The organism is Herbaspirillum sp. GW821-FHT09A12, assembly GCF_059418325.1.
In genome coordinates, this window is sequence record NZ_JBWKPR010000004.1 from 206,833 (window position 1) to 233,372 (window position 26,540).

Below are 26,540 nucleotides of genomic sequence, written 5' to 3' on the forward strand. Positions count from 1 at the left end.
ACATGCCATGGAACAAACTGGGGCGCGTCTTCGACCCCGACGTCGACTGGTTGGGCTCGCATGCCCAAGTCCCGACGACACTGGTGCTGGACGACGTAGTGCGCGTCTTCATCTCAACCCGCAATGCCTCAGGCAAAAGCCTGTGCTACGCCATCGACCTTGACCGCAAGGATCCCCGCCGGGTGGTGCAGCGTCACCGCGAGCCATGCCTGGGCTTCGGCCGCCCGGGCACCTTCGATGACGACGGCGTCATGCCCAGTTATGCGCTACAGCGCGACGGCAAGACTTACCTTTACTACAGCGGCTGGAACCAGCGCGTTACCGTCCCGTACCACAACTCGATGGGCATCGCTGTATCCAGCGACAATGGCCTGCATTTCGAGAAGCTCTACGAAGGCCCGATCATGGATCGCACCGCTACCGAGCCCTATGTGGCCGTGACGCCGACGCTCCTGTTCGACCAAGGCCTATGGAAGATGTGGTACGTCTCGGGCATCAGCTGGCTCAATGTGCAAGGCCATTACGAGCCGCTGTACGTCATCAAGTACGCCGACTCGACGGACGGCGTCAACTTCACCCGCTATCCGGAACATTGCCTGGAATCGCGCTTTGCCACCGAGGCATTCTCGCGCCCCAATGTCATCAAGGAAAACGGCCTCTACAAGATGTGGTTCTGCTCGCGCGCCTCCGAAGACTACCGCAATGGCGCCGGCTCCTACCGCATCCGCTACGCGGAATCTGAGGATGGCCGCAACTGGGTGCGCTTCGACGATGACGGAATTCCCCCTTCTCAGGAGGGTTGGGACTCACTGATGACGTGCTACCCTTTCTCGTTCCAGGTGGACGAAAAAAAATACATGTTATACAACGGCAACCGATTCGGAACCACCGGATTTGGCCTGGCAATTTGGAGCGATGATGAGTAACGACAAGATTCAAGACGATGTCTACAAACTGGAGTCCACTGCCTCGGACGCGCAATTCGCCTTCCGCGAACAGTTACTGGACATGTTCCGCAAGAGCCCGCTGTCGCAAGAAGATCTGCTGTTCAATGTGGGCCTCTATACGCGCAGTTCAGTGCTGGTCAAGTTCATCGTCCTGAATGACCTGTACAAGCGCTTCAAGCACATTCCCGGAATGCTGGTCGAGTTCGGCACCTGGTATGGCCACAACCTGGTGCTGCTGGAAAACCTGCGCGCCATCTACGAACCTTTCAACAAGCAACGCCAGATCGTCGGCTTCGACACATTCGAAGGGTATTCCAAACCCAGCGACAAGGACCGCCAAGAGAGCGGCGTCTGGGTCGAGCACTCCTACTCCACCCAATCCAGCTACAAGGATTACCTGGAAGAGCTGCTGCAAGTGCACGAGGGCAACAACGTCATCGGCCACAAGCGCAAGATCCACTCCTTGGTCGCTGGCGACGTCACCAAAACGGCGCCCGACTATTTCGAAAAAAACCCGGCCAGCATCGTCGCCTTCGCCTACTTCGACATGGGCCTGTACGAACCGACCCTGGCCGCGCTCAAGGCCGTCAAGCCACACCTGGTGTCGGGCAGCATTCTGCTGATGGATGAGCTGACATGGCCTGAATCGCCGGGTGAAGCGATTGCATTCAAGGAAGTGTTCGCCAAGGATGAGTACACGCTGGAGAAGTGCGAACTCTATCCGTCCAAGTGCATCGTCACCATCAAGTAAGCGGAGCGGCCATGATTTCCATACAGGAATTCGACGAGCTGATGGAGGAAAAGGGCTGGGTGGTTTTCGACAACGCCATCCCCCAAGACATCGTGACGCGCATGCGCGACGACATCCGTCCGGCCTACGAGATCTGCCGCGACTACCAGATCAAGAACGGCATCGACCAGGACACCAGCTTCACCGTACACCACCTGATCGGCCAGTTCGACAGCTACCTGGATTGCCTCAAGGCCTACCCTATCTATGAGTACATAGAGCGCTATTTCGGCGGCAACTTCATCCTCAATTCATTCGGTGGCGCGATCAACACGCGCAACTCGACCTCGTATGCGCAGCGCGTGCACCGCGACATCCGCTCCTACTCGGGCGAGCTGACGCTGCTGCTGAACACGCTGGTGATGCTGGACGACTTCACGCCGGACAATGGTTCGACGTGGATGCTGTCCGGATCGCACAAATACGCCGAAAAGCCCAGCGACGAATACTTCAAGCAGCACGCCCGGCAGGCTCTCGGCCCGGCCGGCAGCATCCTCCTGTTCAACTCCAACGTCTGGCATGCCGGCGGCAACAACGAAACCGACCTGCCACGGCGTTCGGTCACGCCGATGTTCTCCAAACCGTTCATGAAGCAGCAGTTCGACTATCCGCGCGCCATGGGCTACGATCGCGCCGACAGCTTCGACGAACGCACACGCCAGGTACTCGGCTACAACGCACGCGTGCCGGCCACGCTGGACGAGTGGTACCAGCCGCCGACCAAGCGCATGTACCGCCCCAATCAAGGATAACCATGTCGCGCGACCTGAACACCGAATACCAGGATACGGAAAAGCGGCTGTATGCCTACGACTTCGACTATATCCACCGCGACTACATGCTCAAAGCGCTGACCCCTTACCTGCGTCCTGGCAATGCGCTGGAGATGGGCTGCTACCACGGCGAGTTCACGAAGAAGCTGAAAGCCTTCTTCGACGACATTACCGTCATCGAAGGCTCGTCGGACCTGATCGAAATCGCGCGCAAGAATGCCGGCGACAGCGTCAAATTTATCCTCAGCTATTTTGAGGAGGCCGAGCCCGGCCGCCGCTTCGACAACATCTTCCTGGTGCATACGCTGGAGCATCTGACCGACCCGCAGGCGGTGCTGAAGAAAGTGCGCCAATGGCTCACGCCCGAAGGGCGGCTGTTCATCATTGTGCCCAATGCCAATGCCGCCTCGCGCCAGATCGCAGTAGGCATGGGCCTGATCGATTTCAATGCCGCGGTCACCGCCGGCGAACACGCGCATGGCCACCGCGCCACCTACAGCCTGGATACGCTCGAGCATGAAGCGCAACGCGCCGGATTCCAGGTCGAACATCGGGGCGGCATCCTGTTCAAGCCGCTGGCCAATTTCCAGTTCGATGCCGCCATGCGCCATGGCATCATCGACCAGGCCTTCTTCGACGGCTGCTATACGTTGGGAATGAAATATCCTGACCTCACTGCCAGTGTGTTCGTAGTCTGTGAAGCCTGAGCGGACTCGCCCTCAGACGAATTCGTAGGCATCCAAATGGGCCCCGATATTCGCGGGCCCGATTTCCATCAGCGCATCGATGACAGACAAGTAAGGAACGAAGCCGGGGCTACGCTGTGCATAGACTTGCGGCCGCATGGCGATAAAGCACAAGTCCACGCCGGCGGCCGAGAATGCGGTCGGGTCATACAGTTCCTTGCCGCCCTGGGCGTTGACGTAGACTTGGGCCTGCTCGCACCGGCAAATATCAAGAATACGCTCCTGTGCTGCCAGCCCGTTGTTGCCATAGGTGCGGCTGGTCGGCACGATCTGCGTCATCAATCCCATCAGGGATGCCAACTGCTGCAGCTGGTGGGCAAGAAAAGCTGCCAGGTTGCGCTCTTCAAAAGACAGGATCTTTTCCAGCGCAGGAAATACCTCGCCGAAATACGGCGCCTTCTTGTAGGTCACCTCGGCCATTCTCAACATCTTCTTGTGCCACTCGGCGGCCGGCGCAATCTCGATCTCGCAGATTTTTTTGTTCTGCGACGCCTGCAGCAGCGGAAGCGTGATGAAGGCCGGCTCACCGTTGATCAGCAGCCGATTGCGATTGATCCAGCCGCGGTTGATGTAGTTCACATCATCGTAGATGACGAAACGATCCACCGCCCGCATCAGCTGCCAATAGCCGATGTACGGAAACAAGTAGGGCTGCATGATCGCCAGACGCGTCATGTCTATGCAGCCTCACTGACGACCGCCAAGATCCGGCCAACTTGTTCCTCGGCCAATTCAGGATAGATCGGCAGGCAAATGACCTGGCTCGCCACCCGGGTGGCCATCGGCAGATTGGCGGCAGCGGCAGAAGGCAGCGGGCGATACATCGGAAAGTCCGTGATCAGCGGACAAAAATAACGCCGCGTGTGAATCCCATTTTCTTGCAACCGCTTGAACAACCCATCGCGGGACAAGGGATAATCCGGACCAACCAAGATGGGGAAATACGCACAATTCGCCACCCGCTCATTGACGCCATCGACGCATGAAATCCCCCTTATTGCCGCCAGCTCCCGGCGATAACGCAGGTCGATCGCCTGACGCCGGGCCAATGCCGCATCGATGCTCTTGAGTTGCAATATGCCGAAGGCGGCATGGATCTCGCTCAATTTTCCATTGGTGCCATGCAGGGAAACTGTGCTGCCGTCAGCATCAAGGCCAAAATTCTTCAGGCGATCGATCTTTTGCTTCGTCTCCCTGTCGCGACAGATGATGGCGCCACCTTCGAAAGTGCTGAACACCTTGGTCGCATGGAAGCTCAATACCGACATGTCGCCATGACGCAAGACACTGCCGCCGTCATCCTGCACGCCAAATGCATGGGCGGCATCGTAGATCACCTTCAGACCATGCTTGTCGGCAATGGCGCGGATCGCTTCGACATCGCAAGGATGGCCGTAGCAATGCACCGGCATGATGGCGGTGGTGGCTGATGTGATGGCTTCTTCGATACGGGTGGGATCCAGATTCAGCGTATCCGGGTCGATGTCGACAAAGACCGGCTGCAGCGCGTTCCATAACAGCGAATGCGCCGTCGCCACGAAAGAGTACGGCGTAGTAATGACCTCGCCACGGACATCAGCCGCCTGCAACGCGGTTACCAGCGCCTGGGTGCCGTTATTGAACAGCGAGATATGCGGCACGCCCAGATGTTCGCACAGCGCTGCTTCCAACCGCTGATGCATCGGCCCGCCGTTGGTCAGGATACGCGCATCCCATATCTCCTGGAGGTATGGAACGAACTCTTCAAGCGCCGGCAACGCCGGCCGGGTCACATATATCGGTTCCCTGTCACTCATACGCTTCACCTGTTGCACTTCACAATGCGGATACCCCGGCAAGGGCGGCAAGGGCACTTGCCGGCGCACCCGGCTTATTTTTTCTGGCAGACGAAAAGGAAATATTCCAAGGGTAGACCGAAACAGTCGTCCGACAGCCTGGCCCAGGAGAAATTGGTGAAATGCGCACCGAACACCTGCTCGATATGTTCAAAGGAATCGAAGCGATACATCAACGTACCCTTGAGCAATCCACCGCCCCATTTGTTTTCCGGCGGATTGATCTGGATGCGGTTATCTCCCAGGTCGTCGCAATTAAGCAGCGAATAGCAATTCCTGGTCGGCACCGAACACACCATGTAGCCGCCGGACTTCAGAATGCGCGCATATTCGGAAACATGGTCGCCGATGTCGGACTGCTTGTTGTCAAGGTAATAGATGGCATTCCAAGACAACAGGTAATCGAACAGCCCGTCTTCAAAAGGGATATCGACATTGGTGCCCGACTTGATCTGACTCTGGATCTTGAACGGATGCTCCAGCAACTTCTGTTGTGTGATCTGCGCTGTCTTCTCCGTCACTTCGGTACCGTACAGTTCAAAACCAAGTTTGTGCAGCAGCACCATGTTGCGGCCATCGCCGCAAGAGACATCGCAGATCTTCTTGCCGCGATAGTTCTTGTCGATCTTCAGCTTGGGATAGCCGCCAACGAACGAACGCAATACATATTCATTGGGAAAAAGCAGCGAATTGAGGCCACTGTAGTAGTTTTCCCATGCATCATATTTTTCTTGCATTTCCGACTCCACTCTTCAAATCCACCAGACTCAAAAGACAAACTTGATTCGCGAGATACGTCATATCCCGCGATTGAATTCGTTACGCGACCAAAAGTCGCGCAAGATATTCCAGCATCGCGTCGACTCTTCCTGCGCCGCGACGGCCGACACTACCTGCCCCTGCTGCTCGTGGATTCGGAAGAAACTCAATGGCTCAGTGAGATAGACAGTACTCCCTTTCAGCGCAAGGTTGATATAGATCGCGACGTCGGATGCCCAGGAGATCTCCTGGTTGTCGACGGACATGAAATCCGGCTTGACCTCGGCAAGCTCGGATTTCCGGAACATAACCGTACTCGGCTCGCCGACGAAGTTGATCTGCGTCGAAAGCAACGCCGTGCCGAGCGACAAGCCATCGATGACAGAATCCGCCTGCACCGGCAACTGCGTAGCTGCGATATCGGGAAGAAAATTACCATGTCGATCGATGCGTTGGCGCTTGGAGGTCGCCAGGGTGATATCGGGATTGCTGGCGAAGGCCTTGACCATCCTTGCGACGCAATGCGGCGCCAACAAGTCGTCATCGTTGAGGAATTTGACGAATTCGCCCTTGGCCTGCTCCAGGCACAGGCAATGATTGGAACGACCGATGTCGGTTCCTGCCTTGGGGTTGCGCATATAACGGATACGCCCATCCTTCTCCCGATACTCACGCACAATGGCTTCGATGGCATCGGTGGGGCAATCATCCGTAACAAGGATCTCGATATTGCGATATGTCTGCGCAATCGCGCTTTCTAATGCCTGCCTGAAATAGATGGCCTTGTACGACGGCATGACGATGCTGACCAAAGGCTCGGCGCCTTCCTGAATCTGTCGTTGCGGCTTGCGAAACTCAACGATCAGTTGGGACGACTCACTATATTCACGATTGCTCATCATCGGGTCGGAACTGACGCCATATTCACAGCGTCCGACCACCTCCAGGCCAACCAGTTTTCCGATGCGGGCCAGCTCTTCTTCGTCGTAGATCCACTCGTTCCCCCACCAACGCATGGCGATGTTAAGCCTCTGGCAACGACTTGCCGTCCATGGCATGCCGAAACGAGCCCAGTCTGGGTGAACGCGATTATTCACGTAGTCGCCGATCATGTACTCCAGATCCGGCATCGCAAAACGCACGATGCCGCCGGGCTTGAGCACGCGATGGCACTCATGCAGCAAGCGTACCCCCTGATTCGCCCCGACGTGTTCGAAAAAGTGCTCGCTGTAGATGCCCGATACACTCCCCCTCTCCCAAGGCAGCTGCCGGGTCAGATCCAAATGCATGTCCGCGCCCGGCGCGTCGCGGTCAATATTGACGAAGCCATCGAAACGTTTGTCGCCACAGCCGAGATGAAGATAGATGGGATGCATTCCTGTCACTTTTCCATGGTGATCATATTAAAAAATTCATTACAAAATCTCGCCCGGGAAACGCCGGCGCGGCGAACCGCACAGGTATCTCACTCAATACCCCAGCTTCTTGATCTCCGCCTGCGTCTGCGCCCGATAGATAATGCGCTCAAACTCATCAGCCCAGTCGCTGGCAAGGTGATTGAGCAACAGGCTCTTGCCGGCGCGGGAGACGCTGCGGCGCACATCGTCGCTGGTCAGCAGGATGCGCAAGTTGGAAGACAGCATTTCAATATTGCCCACCGGGTGCATCAGCGCATTGACGCCGTTGCGCAGGCCGATGTGCCGATAGGTTTCCAGGTCAGACAGGCAGACCGGCACCTCCAGCTCGAAAGCCTCCCAGATCGTCAGCGGCTGCGACTCGGAATTGCTGGCCAGCACGTAAGCATCGGCCGACGCCAGGTAGCGCAGGGTTTCCTCATTGGGCAGCTCGCCCATCAGTCGATAGCGCTCAGGCAGCGCGTCGACCAGGCGTTTGGCGCCGTCGCTCATTTGCAGATACTTGCCGATGAAGAGCACTTCGACACTGTTGCGCAAGTCCTCATCCATGGCGTTGACCGCCATGATGGTGTCTTCCATGCGCTTACGCGGTTCGATGGTGCCGATGCAGACGATGCGCTTCTTGTCTTTAGGCTTGGGCGCGAGATCTTCCTGCTTGTAGATGGCGTCGTTCCAGAACGGCAATACATGCACGGCAGCCGGGCTGTCAAACAAGAAGCTGCCATAAACGATGCGCTGGAATTCGGTCTGGAAGACGATATGCGATGCCTTCTTGAAACCGGGCGCCATTTGCGGGTAATGTATAAGCAGATCGCGCCCGATTTCGGCCTCATGGATCCACCAGACCACCGGGCATTTCGATGCCAGATCGGCCACCGCCGCCCCCGACAAGATGCAGTTGGAGACGATCACATCGGCGCTATCGAGGTTCTTGACGATGGGAATGCCTAACGCTTCGAACTTCTTGCGCACATCGCCCGGGCCGTCGATACGCGGCAAGACGTACACCTCATGGTTTTGCACAAGCCGTTCTGCCAGGCGCAACATTGCGATGCTCGCGCCGGTGGTATAAAACTCGTCGTTCAACAATAAGATCTTCATTCACTGCTTCCATGGATATCCCGGCCGTGCCGGGATCCGTTATCGTTATCTTGGCGCCATTGCAGCCCGTCCGCCGGAATGATGCCGCGCTGCAACCCGCAGCATGCTTCCTGCTTGCTTCCCGATGTGTCAGGCGCACTCCGTGCAGATTGTCATCATAATTGCCGCCCAGCCACGCAAAGGGCCGAGTACATGCGGAAATGACCTTCAACTTTGCATTTGGACAAGGCCGGGGCCAATACCCGTCTGCATGCTAGACTTTCGGCTTTCGTTTCGCTCGCTACACGCTCTTACATGAACATCGTCATCCTCGCCGCCGGCATGGGCAAACGCATGCAATCAGCGCTGCCCAAGGTCTTGCACCCGCTCGCCGGAAAGCCGCTCCTGGGCCACGTCATCGACACCGCCCGCGCGCTCTCGCCCCAGCGGCTGTGCGTGGTTTACGGCCACGGCGGCGATGCGGTGCCCAAGGCGTTCGCGGATGCCGGCCTGTCGTTCGCCAAACAAGAACCGCAATTGGGCACCGGCCACGCGGTGATGCAAGCTCTGCCGCACATCGAAGACGATGCGCCGACCCTGATCCTCTACGGCGACGTGCCGCTGACCACGTCCGCTTCGCTGCAGCGCCTGCTGGACGCGGCCGGCAACGACAAGCTGGGCGTACTGACCATTACCCTGGACGACCCGACCGGTTACGGCCGCATCGTGCGCGAGAACGGCAAGATCACCAGCATCGTCGAGCAAAAGGATGCCAGCGAAGCCCAGCGCGCCATCCGCGAGATCAATACCGGCATCATCGCCGCGCCCACCGGCAGGCTGCGCAAGTGGCTGGCCGCGCTGTCCAACAAGAACGCACAGGGTGAATATTATTTGACTGACATCATCGCCCTGGCGGTGGCCGATGGCGTCGACGTGGTCTCGGCCCAACCCGACCATGTGGCCGAAACGCTGGGCGTCAACAGCAAGGCGCAACTGGCCGAGCTGGAACGCGTGCACCAGCGCAATATCGCCCACCAGTTGCTGGAGCAAGGGGCGACGCTGGCCGACCCGGCGCGCATCGATGTCCGCGGCGAGCTCATCTGCGGCCGGGATGTCGCCATCGACGTCAACTGCGTGTTCGAAGGCCGTGTCAGCATCGCCGAAGGCGCGGCCATCGGCGCCAATTGCGTCATCAAGAACGCCAGCATCGGCGCCGGCGCCAACATCAAACCCTTCTCCCATATCGAAGGCGCGACAGTCGGCGCCGGCGCCCAGGTCGGCCCGTATGCGCGCCTGCGCCCCGGCACCGAACTGGCGCAGGATGTCCACGTGGGCAACTTCGTCGAGGTCAAGAACAGCATCGTCGGCATCGGCAGCAAGGCCAACCACCTGGCCTACGTGGGCGATGCGGATGTCGGCAGCGGCGTCAACATCGGCGCCGGCGTGATCACCTGCAATTACGACGGCGCCAACAAATTCCGCACCGTCATCGAAGACGACGCCTTCATCGGCAGCGATTCGCAACTGGTGGCGCCGGTGCGCGTCGGCAAGGGCGCCACACTGGGTGCCGGCACCACGCTGACCAAGGATGCCCCGGCCGGCCAGCTCACGCTGTCACGCGCCAAGCAGCTCTCGCTGCCGGGCTGGCAGCGTCCGGTGAAAATCAAGAAATAATCATCCCGGCAAACAGCGCCGCAAAATAAAAAGGACCGGCTCCGTGAACTGCACAGCACACGGGCCGGTCCTTTTTATATCGATCCCACTCCTGCCTATTCCTTCTGCACATCGATCGGCACCGCCGTCTCGAATTTGCTGCGCAACACAGAGAAATAGCTGCGCACGTTGCGCACGTTCTTTTGCGAAGCGAACAAGCGATGCGCCAGCGCATGATAGGCCGGCATGTCGGCCACCAGCACCACCAGCACGAAATCCGGGCCGGGCGACACCCGATAGCACTGCTGCACCGCCGGCTCATCGGCCACCAGCGACTCGAACGATTGCTGCTCCTCATCCCCCTGCCGATCCAGCGTGATTTCAACGATGGCAGTCAAGGTCGATGCCAGTTTGTCCGTATCCAGCAAGGCCACCTGGCGCGCGATCACCCCCGCCTCGGTCAGTCGCCTGACCCGGCGCAGGCAAGTCGGCGGCGACGCGTGCACCGACGCCGCCAACTGATGGTTGGTCTGGCTGGCATCGGTTTGCAGCGCCTTCAAGATACGGCGGTCCAGATCGTCGAGTTCAAGTTTCATCCGTGACTCAGCTTGCAATCATGTTGTTCAATCAATTTAATGAGAAATTAAATTTCATATAATTAATATATATTTCATTTAATTTCACGATGAATTTCAAAAGCAATAATAATTCATATTTAAATATTTTTAGAAATCTTATTTCACACCCACTCGCCTAATATGGCCTCACATTTCTACCAGCGAGGTTCACCATGTGCGGTATCGTCGGCGCGGTTGCGCAACAAAACGTCACTCCCATCCTGCTTGAGGGCTTAAAGCGCCTTGAATACCGCGGCTACGACTCCTGCGGCGTCGCGCTGTACGTGAACGGCAAGCTGCAGCGCTCGCGCAGCACTTCACGCGTAGCCGAACTGCAAAAGCAGATCGACCAGAGCGGCCTGGCCGGTTTCACCGGCATCGCCCACACGCGCTGGGCCACCCACGGCGCCCCCGCCACGCACAACGCCCATCCGCACTTCTCGCGCGATCGCATCGCGCTAGTCCACAACGGCATCATCGAAAACCACGACGAACTGCGCGCCGAGCTGCAAGCCGCCGGCTACGTGTTCGAAAGCCAGACCGACACCGAAGTCATCGCCCACCTGATCGACCACATGTACGACGGCGACCTGTTCGCCACCGTGCAACAGGCCGTGCGCCGCCTGACCGGCGCCTATGCCATCGCCGTCTTCTCATCCGACGAACCGCACCGCGTGGTTGCCGCCCGCCAGGGATCGCCGCTGATCGTCGGCCTGGGCGAAGGCCAGAACTTCGTCGCCTCCGACGCCATGGCGCTGGCCGGCACCACCGACCAGATCATCTACCTGGAAGAAGGCGACGTGGTCGACCTGCAATTGCAGAAAGTCTGGATCGTCGACGCCGCCGGCCGCCCGGCCGAACGCGAAGTGCGCACGGTGCAAGCCTTCAGCAGCGCCGTCGAACTCGGCCCCTACCAGCACTACATGCAAAAGGAAATCTTCGAGCAACCGCGCGCCATCGCCGACACGCTCGAAGGCGTGGCCGGCATCATGCCCGAACTGTTCGGCGACAAGGCCTACAAGATCTTCAAGGAAGTCGACTCGGTCCTGATCCTGGCCTGCGGCACCAGCTACTACGCCGGCCTCACCGCCAAATACTGGCTGGAATCGATCGCCAGGATCCCGGTCAACGTCGAGATCGCCAGCGAATACCGCTACCGCGACAGCGTGCCCAATCCGAAATCGCTGGTCGTCACCATTTCGCAAAGCGGCGAAACCGCCGACACCCTGGCCGCGCTCAAGCATGCGCGCAGCCTCGGCATGCCGCACACGCTGACCATTTGCAACGTCGCCACCAGCGCCATGGTGCGCGAATGCGAACTGGCCTATATCACGCGCGCCGGCGTCGAAGTCGGCGTCGCCTCGACCAAGGCCTTCACCACGCAACTGGTGGCCCTGCTGCTGCTCACGCTTGCACTGGCGCAAACCCGCGGCCTGCTGACGCAAGAGCAGGAAGAAGCCCACCTCAAGGCCATGCGCCACCTTCCCGCCGCGCTGCAAAGCGTACTGGCGCTGGAACCCAGCATCGTCGCCTGGGCCGAAACCTTCGCCCGCCGCGAAAACGCCCTGTTCCTCGGCCGCGGCCTGCACTACCCGATCGCGCTGGAAGGCGCCTTGAAGCTCAAGGAAATCACCTACATCCACGCCGAAGCCTACGCCGCCGGCGAGCTCAAGCACGGCCCGCTGGCGCTGGTGACCGACCAGATGCCGGTAGTCACCATCGCCCCCAACGACGCGCTGGTGGAAAAGCTGAAATCGAACATGCAGGAAGTGCGCGCCCGCGGCGGCCAGCTCTACGTGTTCGCCGACAGCGATTCGCACATCAACTCAAGCGAAGGTCTGCATGTGATCCGCATGCCGGAGCACTATGGGGTGTTGTCGCCGATCCTGCACGTGGTGCCGTTGCAGTTGCTGGCTTATCACACGGCGCTGGCGCGCGGCACCGATGTGGACAAGCCGCGTAATCTGGCTAAATCGGTGACGGTGGAATAGTGGGTTCCACGTGGCCTTGACTTATTGTATTGGGTAAATAAATAACCTACTTTCACCTTTTGCAAATGAGCGGATCATCAAAAGCCTTCCGAGACCTCCATGTCATCCAGGATTGAGGGACTCCGTTATTTGGCATCTCTTCTTTAGCCAGGACAGGTTTATCTGATATTCAGATATCTTTGCTTTATCTGAAATCCGGATAAACTGGATTTATCTCGATATCGGATATTCCCAAGATGGCTGTCAATAACACTCATCCTCTCGTCACCGCGCCACAGCTCGGTCAAATTCTCGTAGTCTGAGCCAGAAAAACGGCCTTTGAACGAATAGTCCGGTCAATCTAAAACAGCCCGGCGAAAATGCGGGCTGTTTAGTGTGTGTCGTATTTCAGGGTCGCAAATGGCTGCTTCCGGGAGGCCAGCAGGACTGACGGTTATGCCCATCGTCCGACCAGAAATCAAGCCGCCTGCCGGACTACCTCTGCTTTCGATAAGGACGCCTCGTCTAGACAGTGCTCTGGGCTCCAGGAATACAGCCAGTCCAACGCGTCATAAAAGCGTTCAGAGGAGTATTTTTTCCAGAGTTCATTTCGCACCAGCCGTTCGATTCCGGCAGCGTGATAAATTCGCCCCATTTCGCGCACCGATAGAACAACACGAGCGGCTCTGGCCACGCGTGCACGCTCATATACCTTCAATGCTTCAACGATGTTCATTTTGCAGGCTTGAAATGCTTTACCCAGCGTCACTGCATCTTCCAAGGCCATACAAGCGCCTTGCGCAAGATACTGCATCATCGGATGAGCCGCGTCTCCCAGTAGAGTGGCACATCCATCACTCCAGTTCTCTACTGGATTTCGATCTGCAGTACTCCACCGGCGCCACGAAGTTGGCAAACTCAATAATTGGCGAGGGCGCTCATGAATGCCCGTGAAGTAAGACAGAACTTCTTCCTCGCTACCGTCGGTGACTCCCCATTCCTCTTGATTACGGCTATGGAACGTAACCACGAGATTGTATTCCCGGCCGCTGCGCAATGGATAGTGAACCAGATGGCAGTTTGGCCCCGCCCATACAACTGGAGCATTGATTTGAAGATCGGCGGGCATGCGCTCCACAGGTACGACAGCCCGGTAAACCACATGGCCTGAGACTCGCACATTGTCGCCAACAATCGCTTGGCGTACGACGGATTTCACGCCATCGCAACCAATTAGCGCTCGCCCTACGTACGAGTCGCCCTTCACGGTTTGCACCGTAGCAGAACGCTCGTCGTAGACAATGCTCTCGACTCGGGAATCAATGTGAACTCGCACACCAGGATGGGCACAGGCCGCATCGTACAAGGCCGTATGCAGATCTGCACGGTGAATCACCGCGTAGGGATTGTTAAATCGGCCGCGAAAGTCAGCTTGAACCGGCAAATTCGCCACTTCATGGCAATCTACTGCATCCATCAGCAACAGGCGCTCCGTGAAGACGGCGCTATCGCGAACGGCTTGCCCCACACCTAAGGCATCCAGTGCCGCGAAGGCATTGGGTCCCAATTGTAGCCCCGCACCAATTTCGCCAATCGAAGGGCTTTGTTCCAGAACCTCAACGCTCAACCCGAGTTTGGCAAGTGCCAGGGTGGCAGCTAAGCCGCCGATACCGGCTCCGATGATAATGACATCGGCTGAATTAGTAGTCGCACTCATTTTTTGTCTCCTTCATGCATTGATTCATGGCCCAATCATTCGCTATCGATCTGTCGCTCAGGTGCAGCTCGACCAAACGCATCGATCGCAGCCGCGGCATCGGCAATACGAACGATTGTCGGATAACTGTCGAGGGGCACCTTCATTCGCCTGGCGTTGAAGACCTGTGGGACGAGGCAAACGTCAGCAAGCGTCGGGGTTTCGCCGAAACAGAATTTGCCGGCACGGCCGCCAGCTTCCGCTTCAAGTTTCAGCTTCGCTTCCAAGGCGGTAAACCCAACGTCAATCCAGTGGCGATACCAGGCACTTTTCTGCTCTTCAGTAACCCCCAGAGGGCCTTTAAGATACGAAAGGACACGCAAGTTGTTGATAGGGTGAATATCGCAGGCAATGAAATAGGCCAAGGACCTCACATAGGCGCGATCTGCAGCAGATTCAGGAAGCAATGGAGGTTCTGGATGGACTTCATCAAGGTATTCGAGAATGGCCAACGACTGCGAAATTGGATGATGTCCAGAATCAACCAGAATGGGGACTAGCTTCTCTGGATTGAGTGCTGAGTAACTGTCCGCAAATTGCTGGCCACCATCACGCGTCAGGTGAATGGGCACATATTCGTAGGAAAGGCCCTTCACCTCCAGCGCAATGCGGACGCGATACGACGCTGAACTGCGGAAATAGTTATAGAGCGTCAGTATCGGGCTCGTCGAACTAGATTCGTTACTCATGAGGCCACCTTTACCTCAAGATCAGGGAATCCAGAGATCTTTCCAACCATCGTCTGCCCCTTCGTGACAGCACCGACGCCTTCGGGTGTCCCCGTGAAGATCAGATCGCCTGGTTCCAAGGTGAAAAGCGTCGACAAATTGGCAATCGTTTCTTCAACCGACCAGATAAGGTGCGAAACGTTGCTGGATTGACGAACTTCACCATCGACCAGCAGTTCGATCGCGGCGTCTTTGAGTTGCCCCGTCTCAGCAATAGTTCGAATGGGCCCAATGGGTCCCGAAAAATCGAATGCCTTGCCGATTTCCCATGGCCTGCCCTGTTCACGCATTTTCATCTGCAGATCGCGGCGAGTCATGTCCAATCCCACCGCGTATCCATAGATATACGACGCTGCGTCCTCAACAGCGATCGACAAACCACGTTTTCCAATGGCCACCACCAATTCGATTTCGTAGTGGTAATTCTCAGTACGCGGTGGGTAAGGAATGCTTCCCACCTGGCCGGATGGCACCGGGATGATGGACTGCGGATCGTTTGGCTTGCAGAAGAAGAATGGCGGCTCTCTATCCGGGTCAAAGCCCATTTCACGGGCATGTGCGGCATAGTTCCGTCCAACGCAATAGACTCGACGGACAGGGAACTGGGCTTCACTACCCTCCACAGGAATAGTGACGATTGGCATTGGCGGAAAAATGAGACTCATAAATTCAACTTTCTGGTGATGTAAATATATATACGGTTAAGCTGCCAGGAATTCTTCGCGGAAAATCGACGCCGCCTGCTGTACGGGGCGATCAGAAAAGCTAAAGAGAACGACCTCTGCTCCGGTGTCGGCATGCAGACGAATGGCATTCCACGAAGGCACCACGAACGTGTCTTTTGGTTCGAACCGGAATTCCTCATCACCGATGTAAGCGACCCCAGTACCTTCCACTACTGAATACACGGTTCCATCAGTGGAGCGATGAGGTTTCCCGCGGAAACCTGGCGGCAACAGTTGTAGACAAGGAGCCATGGTGGGCATCGGTGCGCCACCTGTTAGAGGATTGATGTAGCGGAGCTTGTATCCCTGCCACTCATCCAAGGGCTGAGTCTTGGACAGCACGCTGAGCGCCTCTCTACTACGATCGTACGGATAATTGAAGATGGGGGACGATGCGTGCGCACCGACGTTCTTCACCGGCGCCATGTTGTAGCCGAATTCCGCGTAGCTGGTGCCTTCTGGGCGGCTGACCAATTGAGAAGCTTGATCGTCGTTCTCAGCAAAGCCGGCGTCAAAGAAGCGCAAAATCGGAATATCCAAACCGTCGAGCCAAATCACAGGTTCAGATACCCCCTCAATACCCTCATTGCCATGATCATGCCAAGTCCAGGAGGGGGTAATGATGAAATCTCCCGGATACATGGTTGTACGCTCGCCATTCACAGTCGTATAGGCGCCTTTGCCATCGACGATAAACCGCAGGGCAGACTGGACGTGCCTATGCGAAGGTGCAACTTCGCCGGGCAGAATAAGCTGCAAGCCGGCATACAGACTATGTGTGATCGAAGACTGATTCGGAAGCCCAGGATTTTCGAAGACAAGAACGCGGCGAACTGCTTCTTCAGCTGTAATCAGTTCGCCAGCCTGCATCAAGTGTGGCTTGACGTCTCGATAGCGCCACTGTGCTGGAACGCAAGGGGATTTCGGGTGCTTTGGCACGAGATTGTGGAGTGATTCCCACAAAGGTGAAAGATTGAGCTTGGCAATCGCATCATTAAACTCACGACGGATTTCGGACTTGTTTTCGTTCACACTCATTGCAGTCTCCGGTTATGCACGATTCTGGTGGATCAGATCGAGTAGGGTGCCCTGAGTGTATTGAGACGAATTGCCGTAGGTCTATAAAGCCATTCCAATGATTATTATCTAGCTGACCAATATCACTCAGACCCTGCCTGGGAGGGCGCATTTATCAAGGCGACTAGCACTATTTACTTTTTAAAATATATCTATTGAATGGCCCGTATGGACTACTTTTCTAGGCTTCGTATCATTCAAACAATGACAAGAAAGGCGGCCTCACCGTCTTAACAACCTAGGAGACATTCATGCGTTCATCAGCCGCCCTGAGCGTGGGCGAATTCATCGACACTCAACCTGTTTCCGGATTTCAGAAGCGGGTTTTGCTCTTGTGTTTTTTCATCGTCGCGATCGACGGCTTGGACACTTCCTGCGTCGGCTTTATCGGCCCCTCCATTAGAGCGCACTGGGATCTAACCGCAGCAGCTTTGGCGCCACTCTTCGGAGCAGGCCTGGCAGGCCTCATGATCGGAGCACTTTGCTTCGGGCCAATGGCGGATAAGATTGGCCGCAAGAAGGTGCTGATTTTGTCCGTACTTGTCTTTGGCGGGGCCAGTCTGGCTTCTGCATTCTCACCTACGTTTCAGATCCTTGTAGTGATGCGTTTCGTCACAGGTTTGGGTCTCGGCGGCGCCATGCCAAACGCAATCACGCTCACGTCCGAATACTGCCCGAGCGCAAAGCGATCCGGGCTAGTGACGCTGATGTTCTGTGGCTTCACCATTGGTGCGGCTTTAGGGGGGCTAATGAGTGCGCAGCTGGTCAATGTCATCGGCTGGCATGGCGTGCTCATCGTCGGCGGTGTATTGCCGCTCGCGCTGGTGCCACTTCTGATCTTGTTTCTTCCTGAGTCAATTCGATTTCTCCTGGTCAAAGGAGGATCGGATACCTATGACCGCGCAGTAAAGATTGCATCAAAGATCAGCCGACAAGTTCCAGCGCTACGAGCGGAGGAAAAGGCGACTCATTCATCGGTGCGTGAAATCTTCTCGCCGGGTGTTTTCGCAGGAACAATGCTGCTGTGGGCTACGTTCTTCATGAGCCTCGTCATCGTGTATCTGCTGACCAACTGGATGCCGGTTCTATTGGCAAATGCAGGGGTTTCATTGAAGGAAGCATCCCTTATCACAATGATGTTCCAAATCGGGGCAACCATCGGCGCCATCTGGCTGGGGCGCCAAATGGACAAATTTGATCCGCAAAGAGTTCTCGGATGGTCCTATCTTGCTGCTACGGCTCTGATCGTACTGTGCGCCTTCGCGGGTGATTCCAAATGGCTCATCGCATTTGGTGTGTTCGGCATCGGATTTTTCGTCAGTGGCGGCCAGATCGGCGGATATGCGCTTGCCGCAGCATACTATTCGACCAATAGTCGAGCGACCGGCGTAGCCTGGTCTAATGCTGCTGGACGTGTCGGATCTGTTTTGGGCTCTATGCTGGGTGGAGCGATGCTGGGCATCGGCATGGAGCTACGCGGAATTATTTTGACGCTCACCATCCCCGCAGTAATAGCGGCACTCTGCTTATTCGGGCTCCAGCGGGTTCGAGCGACGAAACATGAGACACGCCCGGTTCGATCTACTTCGGTTGTCACCGAATGACGCCTAGTATGCGCCGACACAACCGTCGGCGCATTTTTATCCGTCAAGGAATAGATCCGTCAGGAGCGATCGCAACCACCGATGTCCAGGATCATTGTGATTACGACTATGCCAGTGCTGCTTAACATCATAGGCCGGTATAGAAAATGGAAGGGCAAACTGCAACGCGCCGCTCGACGCCCCTGCTGCATCAGCCAGCTTCTGCGGCACCGTCGCCAAAAGATCGGTATTGGCAACGATGTCCATCACGCCCAGATAATTCGGAATCTCTAGAACAACATTGCGTGTCAGCTGCAGCTCTCGGAGAGTTTTATCTATTATTGAGTGGCCAGTACCGGCGGGCGTTACGCGAATATGTCCCATAGAAATATACTCATCCAGGGACAAAGATTTTCCTTCGTCCGGAGGCGACCTGGAAGACAAAACCACATATTTCTGCTGGAACAGTTTTTGTTGATAAAAACCTGCATCCAACTGCGGCATGAAGCCGACAGCCAGCTCCGTTTCCCCGTTCTCCAGCATTTTCGGTGTTTCAGCAACGATATGGCTCACGCGTAACTGCACCTTCGGCGCCACTACACGTAGCCTATTCAGTATTTTTGGCAGCAAGACTATCTGACTGATATCAGTCATTGCGAGGTGGAACGTTCGGGACTGCGCCGGATCGAAATTAGTCTGCAAATGAACGATCTTTCCAAATTCGCTCTGCAATTCCACAACGCGTTCATACAGCGTATCTGCAAAGGGCGTTGCCTGCATTCCTCGCGATGTTCTGACCAACAGCTGATCCTTATAGTGCTCGCGCAGCTTTGACAAGTTAAAAGAAATAGTCGGTTGCGAAAGCCCTAGATTCTCCGCCGCTTGCGAGACGCTATTTGTGCGATACGTCTCTGCGAACACTCCAAGCAATTTAATATCGATATCGTTCATATTTCAGCTCCGCTGAGATCGATGCGATGGACGGTACGGTGTTACTGATGCCGCTGCCTACTTTCCATTCTTGTCGGTTCCGACTACCGCCCTTCGTAGTGCGGACATCGCCGTCTTCACCGCGCTACGCTGCGCAGCATCTTCGCGCCAATACATTGTTACGGACCCGACAACCGACAACGGATACTTCACGATTCCCAGAATTTTCATCCGATGGAGACGCAGGGCCGGACGGTGTGAAGCAACCCCGATCAGGTTGCTGGAAGTGAGCAATGATGTGTTTAGCGTCGCTGAGTTGGATTCAACGAAATTCGCAGGTAAGCTGTTTCCAGCTTCAGTGATAGCCATGTCAAATGCTGTTCGAACAGGCGTCCCCTTGGCCCATAAGGCCCATCCGTAATTGGAGATTTGATCCCAACTCGGATTTCTTACTTTGAAAATGGGGTGATCAATTCTTGCCACGATGTGGATCGGCTCGACGTACAGCACCTCTGAAAAAATTCCTTCATCTTGGAAGTCAATTCCCGAACGGCCGACAATGATGTCGAGCTGCCCTGAAATTAACTTGTCCCTTAACGTCTCGACGGCGTTCTCTTCGATTTGCACGTGCACTGTCGGCATGCTGTCGAGAACTTTTAGTACAGCCAATGGGACCACGGTATCGACAGAGGATGCTCCTGCTATTCCCATCATGACGATACCGGCTCCTCCCGCCCTCATCACTGCCATATCGTCTCTTGCCTTATCCAAATGCGCGACGATCCTCCGGGCATGAGCGATCAACGCCTCGCCATACATTGTCGGCCGAACGCCACGCGCTTTGCGTTCAAATAGTGGCAAGCCGACGTCATCCTCAAGCTCTTTGAGCCATTTTGAGAGCCCAGGTTGGGTCGAGTGCAGTTCGTCTGCCGAATGACTCATATTCCCCGTCCTCGCCAAACTCAATAACATCTGCAGATTGCGGAGTCGAAGTCGATCAGTCCAATCCATCATCAAGTCTCCCTCTTTATTGGCATAGCTTATTTGGTATAGATCATGCCATTTATTCAGTGTTATTGGCATTGGTAGTTCTACATAATTGGGGCAGAACAAAATTTTTATTTGGACTAATTTGACGAGGACTACGACATGCAGCGGTTTGCAAAAAAAATAGCATTGGTAACCGGCGGGGCAGCCGGAATAGGAAGATCTGTCGTTGACCGTCTGGTCGACGAGGGAGCTCAAGTTATCGTATGGGATATCAACGAAGAGCAACTGGAGCAATGTCGTACGCGCCATGGCGCCAACGTTCTGACGCAACGGGTCGATGTCACTGATAACGCTACTATCGAATCAGAATTGGCCGCGGCAATCAAGAGATTCGATCGTCTTGACATCCTCATCAATGGTGCAGGCATGATTGGCCCCAATGGCCCCTTCTGGACGGCGACGCCTGAGCAATGGGAGAAAACAATTCGCACCGACCTGACCTCTGTATTTTTAGTTTCACGTGCAGCGTGCCCACACCTGGCGGCCAATGGTTGGGGACGTATAGTGAATATCGCTTCGGTCGTAGCCAACGAAGGACCCAAAAATCTTTCCGTGTATGCGACATCGAAAGCCGGTGTGGTGGGACTGACGAAATCCATGGCAAAAGACCTCGCCGGCTCAGGCGTTCTCGTCAACGCAGTCGCGCCGGCGCTGATAGCTACAGAACTTCTTGGACAGCTTACAAAGGAGTACTACGAGGCTGCATTATCAAAGATTCCCTTGGGACGCCCTGGCACTTTGGCTGAAGCGGCTGCACTCATAACCTGGCTTTGCTCGGATGAGTGCTCGTTTTCTACCGGAGCGGTCTACGATCTTTCCGGTGGGCGAGGCGTATAAGTGCGGAGATGGTCACGCCATAAGATGGTGACCATCTTTGCCTCGGCTGAGGCGATCAGCCCTTAGAAGAAAGACTTCGTGCGCTTGATGCACGCTTTGCTGCGAAGCCTCCCGCGCGACGACCAGAAACCATCGCCCAGCCGATATGATGACCATGGCCGGCTAAAATAACGCCTCCCTGACCAGCAGAGCCAACCGCATAAAGACCTGGCACCACCTTGTTATCTCTGTTCAACACTTCGTGCTCGCAGCTTACTGCAAGGCCTCCTTCCGTGAAAACGATCCAGCTTTGCACAGGCCCCAGCGCATAAAACGGCCCATCGATCAATGGCTTGCGCGGCCCGGTTGGAGAACCCAACGCATTGTTATAGGCCTTGACGGTCGCCACAAGGTTTTTCTCTGACGTTCCGATGCTTTTGGCCAGTTGTTCGATGCTGTTTTCCTTGTGATAAAGGTCTTTACGGGTTCTCCGGTAGTCATCAAGGTATGCGTACGAGATCCCCGGCGCTGTTGAGACAAAGTTTGGCCATTGTTCAAACATTTTCGCCACTCGATCATCGAAAATAATGTACGCCTCTTTGTTGCTTTGACTCGCCACTTTTAACTCTGGCTTGTCTAGTTCGTCCGAGAAACGATTCCCTTCGTGATTCACCAGGATTGCTCCAGCACGTAATAGCGTTGGCTCCGGTGCAAGCGATGCCGTCATGAACTTCGTGATGAAAGGCCTGAACAATGACAACGGTAGATGAGAAAGCGCGAACTGCATTGGGGCAGTGATGACTCGATACGGCGGGAGACGCCGCAGTAGAGTGTCCTTTTCCGGCGCCTTGAATCGCATGCTCGGGCCCCACATTACTTCAGGATTTCGTATCCAAGCCCCTACCTGTGCGGCAATAACGTGTCCGTCACCCGTGCTTGCTGGGTTGATTGCATCAACATGCGCGACATGCGGCAAGTTCTCTTGTTTCAGGATTGCGCTGGCACTGAAGTCACCACTTGCCAAAATAACGCCACCCTTTGCGATATATTCGACCGGACCTGAGGCGTCTGTCGCCAAGATTCCAGTCACAGAGCCGTTTTCAATCAACAGTGATTGAGCACGAGTCTCAAGCCGGATTTCTACTCCGAGCCTGGAACACTCCTTGGAAAGGTAGTAAGGATAGGCTCGGGAATTGGGCAATACGTTGTGCATCCGAGGCATTTTGTGCGGCGGCTCAGGCATGGGGCCGTAGAAGCTAAGTCCAATGCTGGTCAGCCATTTGAAGGTCTCGGGAATATGATCGACCAAGACTCGCCGAAGATCATAATTCTCTTTTGGTTCAAGCTCTGGCGGCAAAAAGAGCGACATATCGGCATAGTGTGCATCTGGCGTATCGTTTATACCTTTACGCTTCTGGAATACGGTGCCCGATGACGTGATCGACCCGATCGAAAGCCTGGTCGTACCCCCTAAATGGGGATTTTTCTCCAGGACAATCGTTTTTGCTCCGGTTACAGCGGCAACGCACGCTGCGGCAAGACCGGATCCGCCACCGCCCATAATGACTACGTCCGCGAAGACCCTGCGAACATTCGAACCAACATCCTTATGCACTATTCAGCTCCGTATTAAGGTTTAGAGCCGCATCAAAGCGTACCGCTCCGCCAAATCTGCATAAAGATCTGTGGACCAGCGCCGATTGATTTAGCTCGAGAGATGACGCGGGCGCGGGCGGCATACCCACGCCCGACAATCAGGATATGACCGTTTGATACCGCGTTGCTTGCGGAGCTTTTGATGGAGAACGGATCTTGTCCAGATCCGATTTCCCGGCAGCATGCATCGCGACCCGATAGCCGAACGATAGTGCCGGCCCTAAGGTTGTGCCAGGACCTGGATAGGTGCCGAACATCACTGACGCCATATCATTGCCACAGGCATATAGACCATGCACGATGTCATCGCTTTCATCGAGAACTTGGCCATCACCGTTTGTACGTAAGCCAGTGCTGGTAGCTATCTCTGCTGGATACACTTTCATAGCGACAAAGGGGCCAGCCTTAATTTCTGCCAGGCACGCATTGGGCTTCACGCTTGCGTCGCCGTTAAAGCGGTTCAACTCTGTGTCGCCCTTGCCGAAGTCGGTATCTTTTCCACTCCGGGCAAGCTGGTTGTAACGATCGACGGTCTTCCGAACAATACGTGGGTCCAGCTTGAGTTTCTCAGCCAGCTGGTCGATAGTTGGAGCCAGGATTACGTAGCCATCACGGATAAAGCCCGAAAGGTTGGTGGTGCTCGGATGAATCGCACCCAATCCGTATTTTCTGATGAAATCCGCTTCGCAAATCAGGTAGGCCTCAGTCGTCTTGGCCGCATACATTCCCTGTACGAAATCATGATATGACGCCGCTTCATTCACGAAACGATGGCCATGCCGATCAAGTGCGATCAGTCCTGGCTTTGCGCGATCAAGCGACAGGTGTGGATAAACTCCAGTCTTGTTGCCGCTGCGACGAGTGACCGACACTGGAGTCCAGAAGGCTCCATCGCCATGCTCCGCGGGATTTACGGTTCCGCCATACTTCAAGCCTAGTGAGATGCCATCGCCGGTATTGAATTCGCTGGCCACGGATCGAGCAGGCGCCGGTTCAGGCATGAATCGGCTTCTCAACTCCTTATTGTGTCCATAACCGCCCGTAGCAATGACCACACCTTTTCTTGCATTCACACGCTCGATTCCTGAAGGTGTTTTGACAACAGCGCCAACAACCGCGCCGCCTTCAACAATCAGTTCAATGACCTGCGATTCGAATAGGATGGGTACGCGATTCTTCTTGAGACTATAGAACAACCTTCCTACGAGGGCGTTTCCCATCACAATCCGCGCACCACGGGTATATCGGAGGCGGTCTGTTAGATAGCGAAGGAATAACTTTCCCGCATAGACAAAGTTGCTGATACTTTTGAATCTGCCGAGCAACCGGGGGATATCATCTTTGCCGGCCATCATCCCCCCCAAAACCATGAATTCGGGAATCGGCGGACGAACGCGTTCGAAGTCGGCTCCTAGTAAGCGCCCGTCAAATATCTCTGGGACGAGCGCTCGACCGGAGATCGCAGCCCCTTCTAAATCTCGGTAGTCTGGATGTTTCCCACATGGAATGAACCGCACATCAGACTTCTCCCGCAAATAGTCAACGACTGTTGGCCCGGTTTTGAGAAAAACATCCTGCAGGCCAGAACTATCCACACGTCCGCTCAACTTCTCCATGTAGACAGCCGCCTTGGCTGCAGAATCATTGTATCCAGCGGCAAGACTCTGGCGATTCCCAGGAATCCAGATGGATCCAGCGGAAGTAGAAGCGGTACCGCCGACCTGGGCAGATTTTTCAACCACCAGTGTGTTGACCCCTTCTAGTGCGGCGACCAGAGCCGTGGTCATCCCTGCGGCACCCGCGCCGAGTACGAGCAGGTCGACTTCCCTGTCCCACTTGATATCTCTGTTCATTTTTGGTCTCCTAAGCTGTCGCGAGCCGGCGCTCTTTGGGCGCCGTGCCATTTAATGCGCGGACAATCTCTTCCCCAGTCAACAAGCCAAATACACTTGATTTCGAGAGTCCGCCGGAGTACCCGGCGGCGCCCCCTTGCCCCTCCAGACCTCCCGTGCACGCACCTGCGGCATAAAGCCCTGGAATCGGCATGTCCTGCTCATTCAGAACTCGTCCTCGGGCATCGGTCGCTATGCCACCCATCGTGTATGTGATACCCGCACACAGTCTCAACGCATGAAAAGGCCCTTGCTGAATCGGCCAGGCCTTATATACCGACATGGTGCGAGGTGGCTGAACATCAACAGCTCCGTTGATACAGGTTTTGTTGTAGGCGTCTACGGAACGTTGGAGAGCCACTTCATTCACGCCGATTTTCCTGGCGAGATCCGCCAGGGTTGTCGCCGTGATGAGATTCCCACCTGCATTCACTAAGTTTGGATTCGCGGGCAAGATCCAATCGCGTCCTGGACCATTCCACGTCGCGTCATCAAACACAACCGCGGCGCTTAACGGGTCATCCAGCCCTGCAATTGCGTTTGCAATGTAGACCCCGCCAAGGCCTTCGTCGCAAAACCTTTGAGCGTTCCCATCGACCACCATGCCAGCAGTAGTCAGAGAGTCAACGACGGGATATGGCCACAGACCGGGATTGGTCATAGCCTCGCGGTCATGGACGTGTCCGTAGAAGCGATCCGCTCCGACGATCTTGGCGCCAACCACCTCAGCCATCAATAACCCGGCACCTTGACCCGATTGGGCATTTCGTTGAAGCAGCTTCTCTGGTTGCTTGGTAATAAATCGTCGCAGCAGCTCGTGGTTGCCTTGGAAGCCTCCATCTGCAATGACCACTGCTTTTGCCCGAACTTCACTGAGGCCTTGATCTGCGGATCTAACTTCAACACCCACACACCTGCCGTGCTCCGTCACAAGACGCTGGGCAGTTTGGCCGCGTTGCAGTTGACCACCACGCTCTTCCAGTCGCTGCCCCAGCGTACGGAGCATGACGTCACCGGATCTGCCGTGCCAGTTCAACCCCGTTTTGCGCATTCCTGGTGGAGCTAGTGCATTGCGGCGCAATCCGTCTGGCCCTGCCTTGATTAGCCTTACACCTTGCCTGACGAGCCATGAAAGTGTCCGGCGCGCATTTTGAGTAAGCGCATCCGCCAGTTCCGGGTTAGCGGTATTGCGTGTGACCCGCATCAGATTGGACCGTACCCAGGAGGTATCGCCTGTCATATCATCCATTGCGATATGGAAGAGCCCCCCGGTGTAGCGACTATTGCAGAGATAAGCAATATCCGTACTTTTCTCGAGAACACGCACAGTAAGGCCTTCTTCCGCCACCTTGTTGGCCACGGTAAGACCGGCAAGGCCGGCACCAATCACCAGAACATCAATTTCAGAAATTTTGTGCATCACACCTCCTGCGACAACTAGACGTCATTAATACTTAGGAAGTAACGTGTCGGCGATGATTTTGAGAACTTCCACGTAGCTCAAAAGCAGAACCAGCAGAATCACAGCGCTGATCAATGCGACGCCATAAAGCCAGTTGGTGGATGTTGCAAAGGCAAAGTAGCCCAAGCCGCCCAGTAACGCCAACGCCAGAAGCACTGCGAGAGCATTGCCATTGGCGACCAGAAATTGGACGACCGGATAGGAAGGGGTTTTGAAATTAGGTTGATTCACGCGAAGCTCCGCTCATTGATATGAATTTAAGAGCGGCTGTGACATTAGC

Annotated in this window: 24 protein-coding genes; 8 read left to right on the top strand and 16 right to left on the bottom strand. The window is 55.7% G+C overall.

The window, feature by feature from the left end; translation table 11 throughout:
• Window positions 1-2: 2 nt before the first annotated feature.
• Genes AC07N6_RS13145 through AC07N6_RS13160 form a run of 4 tightly spaced genes read left to right on the top strand, consistent with a single transcriptional unit; the run spans window position 3 to window position 3,217 of the window.
• Complete coding sequence (locus tag AC07N6_RS13145) at window positions 3-926, top strand: glycoside hydrolase family protein (protein ID WP_494781538.1); 924 nt, start codon at window positions 3-5, stop codon at window positions 924-926.
• Window positions 919-1,698, top strand: a complete 780-nt coding sequence (locus tag AC07N6_RS13150; protein ID WP_494781537.1) for a class I SAM-dependent methyltransferase — start codon at window positions 919-921, stop codon at window positions 1,696-1,698. Before AC07N6_RS13145 ends, AC07N6_RS13150 begins: the two co-directional genes overlap by 8 nt.
• Before the next feature lie 11 nt (window positions 1,699-1,709).
• Window positions 1,710-2,489 (top strand): phytanoyl-CoA dioxygenase family protein, encoded by a 780-nt coding sequence (locus AC07N6_RS13155; protein WP_494781536.1) that lies wholly within the window; start codon window positions 1,710-1,712, stop codon window positions 2,487-2,489.
• Between the two features lie 2 nt (window positions 2,490-2,491).
• The gene (locus AC07N6_RS13160; RefSeq protein WP_494781535.1) at window positions 2,492-3,217 is read left to right on the top strand and encodes a class I SAM-dependent methyltransferase; all 726 of its coding nucleotides are present in this window, start codon (window positions 2,492-2,494) and stop codon (window positions 3,215-3,217) included.
• Window positions 3,218-3,229: 12 nt separating this feature from the next.
• Here the strand turns inward: AC07N6_RS13160 and AC07N6_RS13165 are convergent, their stop codons facing one another.
• The 5 genes from AC07N6_RS13165 to AC07N6_RS13185 form a co-directional block, all read right to left on the bottom strand.
• The gene (locus AC07N6_RS13165) at window positions 3,230-3,931 is read right to left on the bottom strand and encodes a WbqC family protein (RefSeq protein WP_494781534.1); all 702 of its coding nucleotides are present in this window, start codon (window positions 3,929-3,931) and stop codon (window positions 3,230-3,232) included.
• A 2-nt stretch (window positions 3,932-3,933) separates the two neighbouring features.
• A complete protein-coding gene (locus AC07N6_RS13170) occupies window positions 3,934-5,052 on the bottom strand; it encodes a DegT/DnrJ/EryC1/StrS family aminotransferase (RefSeq protein WP_494781533.1) in 1,119 nt (372 codons plus the stop codon).
• A 74-nt stretch (window positions 5,053-5,126) separates the two neighbouring features.
• Window positions 5,127-5,828, bottom strand: a complete 702-nt coding sequence (locus AC07N6_RS13175; RefSeq protein WP_494781532.1) for a class I SAM-dependent methyltransferase — start codon at window positions 5,826-5,828, stop codon at window positions 5,127-5,129.
• A gap of 60 nt (window positions 5,829-5,888) precedes the next feature.
• The gene (locus tag AC07N6_RS13180) at window positions 5,889-7,226 is read right to left on the bottom strand and encodes a glycosyltransferase (RefSeq protein ID WP_494781531.1); all 1,338 of its coding nucleotides are present in this window, start codon (window positions 7,224-7,226) and stop codon (window positions 5,889-5,891) included.
• A 93-nt stretch (window positions 7,227-7,319) separates the two neighbouring features.
• On the bottom strand, window positions 7,320-8,366 hold the full coding sequence (locus AC07N6_RS13185) for a glycosyltransferase family 4 protein (RefSeq protein ID WP_494781530.1): 1,047 nt from the start codon (window positions 8,364-8,366) through the stop codon (window positions 7,320-7,322).
• Window positions 8,367-8,660: 294 nt separating this feature from the next.
• Here AC07N6_RS13185 and glmU point away from each other — a divergent pair, with 294 nt between their 5' ends.
• On the top strand, window positions 8,661-10,019 hold the full coding sequence (gene glmU / locus AC07N6_RS13190; protein WP_494781528.1) for a bifunctional UDP-N-acetylglucosamine diphosphorylase/glucosamine-1-phosphate N-acetyltransferase GlmU: 1,359 nt from the start codon (window positions 8,661-8,663) through the stop codon (window positions 10,017-10,019).
• 95 nt (window positions 10,020-10,114) lie between these two features.
• Here glmU and AC07N6_RS13195 read toward each other — a convergent pair whose 3' ends face one another.
• Window positions 10,115-10,594, bottom strand: a complete 480-nt coding sequence (locus AC07N6_RS13195) for an Lrp/AsnC family transcriptional regulator (protein WP_494781527.1) — start codon at window positions 10,592-10,594, stop codon at window positions 10,115-10,117.
• Between the two features lie 194 nt (window positions 10,595-10,788).
• Between AC07N6_RS13195 and glmS the strand changes: the two genes are divergently transcribed.
• Window positions 10,789-12,606, top strand: a complete 1,818-nt coding sequence (gene glmS / locus AC07N6_RS13200; protein WP_494781526.1) for a glutamine--fructose-6-phosphate transaminase (isomerizing) — start codon at window positions 10,789-10,791, stop codon at window positions 12,604-12,606.
• A gap of 457 nt (window positions 12,607-13,063) precedes the next feature.
• On the opposite strand, the gene AC07N6_RS13205 is transcribed toward glmS, so the two are convergent.
• From AC07N6_RS13205 to gtdA, 4 genes are read right to left on the bottom strand one after another with little or no spacing between them, the layout of a single operon-like run.
• Window positions 13,064-14,302, bottom strand: coding sequence for a 3-hydroxybenzoate 6-monooxygenase (locus tag AC07N6_RS13205; protein ID WP_494781525.1), 1,239 nt, complete (start codon window positions 14,300-14,302; stop codon window positions 13,064-13,066).
• A gap of 35 nt (window positions 14,303-14,337) precedes the next feature.
• Window positions 14,338-14,997 (bottom strand): maleylacetoacetate isomerase, encoded by a 660-nt coding sequence (maiA, locus tag AC07N6_RS13210; protein WP_494781724.1) that lies wholly within the window; start codon window positions 14,995-14,997, stop codon window positions 14,338-14,340.
• Window positions 14,998-15,026: 29 nt separating this feature from the next.
• Window positions 15,027-15,734, bottom strand: a complete 708-nt coding sequence (locus AC07N6_RS13215; protein WP_494781524.1) for a fumarylacetoacetate hydrolase family protein — start codon at window positions 15,732-15,734, stop codon at window positions 15,027-15,029.
• Between the two features lie 36 nt (window positions 15,735-15,770).
• Window positions 15,771-16,832 (bottom strand): gentisate 1,2-dioxygenase, encoded by a 1,062-nt coding sequence (gene gtdA, locus AC07N6_RS13220; RefSeq protein ID WP_494781523.1) that lies wholly within the window; start codon window positions 16,830-16,832, stop codon window positions 15,771-15,773.
• A 290-nt stretch (window positions 16,833-17,122) separates the two neighbouring features.
• On the opposite strand from gtdA, the gene AC07N6_RS13225 reads away from it, so the two are divergent.
• Window positions 17,123-18,475 carry an MFS transporter gene (locus AC07N6_RS13225; RefSeq protein ID WP_494781522.1) on the top strand — a complete coding sequence of 451 codons (1,353 nt, stop codon included), beginning with the start codon at window positions 17,123-17,125 and terminating at the stop codon, window positions 18,473-18,475.
• A 36-nt stretch (window positions 18,476-18,511) separates the two neighbouring features.
• On the opposite strand, the gene AC07N6_RS13230 is transcribed toward AC07N6_RS13225, so the two are convergent.
• Together AC07N6_RS13230 and AC07N6_RS13235 are read right to left on the bottom strand one after the other, a co-directional pair.
• The gene (locus AC07N6_RS13230) at window positions 18,512-19,405 is read right to left on the bottom strand and encodes a LysR family transcriptional regulator (protein ID WP_494781521.1); all 894 of its coding nucleotides are present in this window, start codon (window positions 19,403-19,405) and stop codon (window positions 18,512-18,514) included.
• A gap of 57 nt (window positions 19,406-19,462) precedes the next feature.
• The gene (locus AC07N6_RS13235; protein ID WP_494781723.1) at window positions 19,463-20,395 is read right to left on the bottom strand and encodes a LysR family transcriptional regulator; all 933 of its coding nucleotides are present in this window, start codon (window positions 20,393-20,395) and stop codon (window positions 19,463-19,465) included.
• Between the two features lie 138 nt (window positions 20,396-20,533).
• Between AC07N6_RS13235 and AC07N6_RS13240 the strand changes: the two genes are divergently transcribed.
• Window positions 20,534-21,271 (top strand): SDR family NAD(P)-dependent oxidoreductase, encoded by a 738-nt coding sequence (locus tag AC07N6_RS13240; protein WP_494781520.1) that lies wholly within the window; start codon window positions 20,534-20,536, stop codon window positions 21,269-21,271.
• 55 nt (window positions 21,272-21,326) lie between these two features.
• Here the strand turns inward: AC07N6_RS13240 and AC07N6_RS13245 are convergent, their stop codons facing one another.
• The 4 genes from AC07N6_RS13245 to AC07N6_RS13260 all read right to left on the bottom strand — a co-directional run bounded on the left by AC07N6_RS13245 (window position 21,327) and on the right by AC07N6_RS13260 (window position 26,491).
• Window positions 21,327-22,865, bottom strand: a complete 1,539-nt coding sequence (locus AC07N6_RS13245; protein ID WP_494781519.1) for an FAD-dependent oxidoreductase — start codon at window positions 22,863-22,865, stop codon at window positions 21,327-21,329.
• Between the two features lie 139 nt (window positions 22,866-23,004).
• Window positions 23,005-24,759: an FAD-dependent oxidoreductase gene (locus AC07N6_RS13250; RefSeq protein ID WP_494781518.1), complete on the bottom strand. Its 1,755-nt coding sequence runs from the start codon at window positions 24,757-24,759 to the stop codon at window positions 23,005-23,007.
• 10 nt (window positions 24,760-24,769) lie between these two features.
• Window positions 24,770-26,218 carry an FAD-dependent oxidoreductase gene (locus tag AC07N6_RS13255; protein ID WP_494781517.1) on the bottom strand — a complete coding sequence of 483 codons (1,449 nt, stop codon included), beginning with the start codon at window positions 26,216-26,218 and terminating at the stop codon, window positions 24,770-24,772.
• A 27-nt stretch (window positions 26,219-26,245) separates the two neighbouring features.
• Complete coding sequence (locus tag AC07N6_RS13260) at window positions 26,246-26,491, bottom strand: hypothetical protein (protein WP_494781516.1); 246 nt, start codon at window positions 26,489-26,491, stop codon at window positions 26,246-26,248.
• Window positions 26,492-26,540 lie beyond the last annotated feature (49 nt).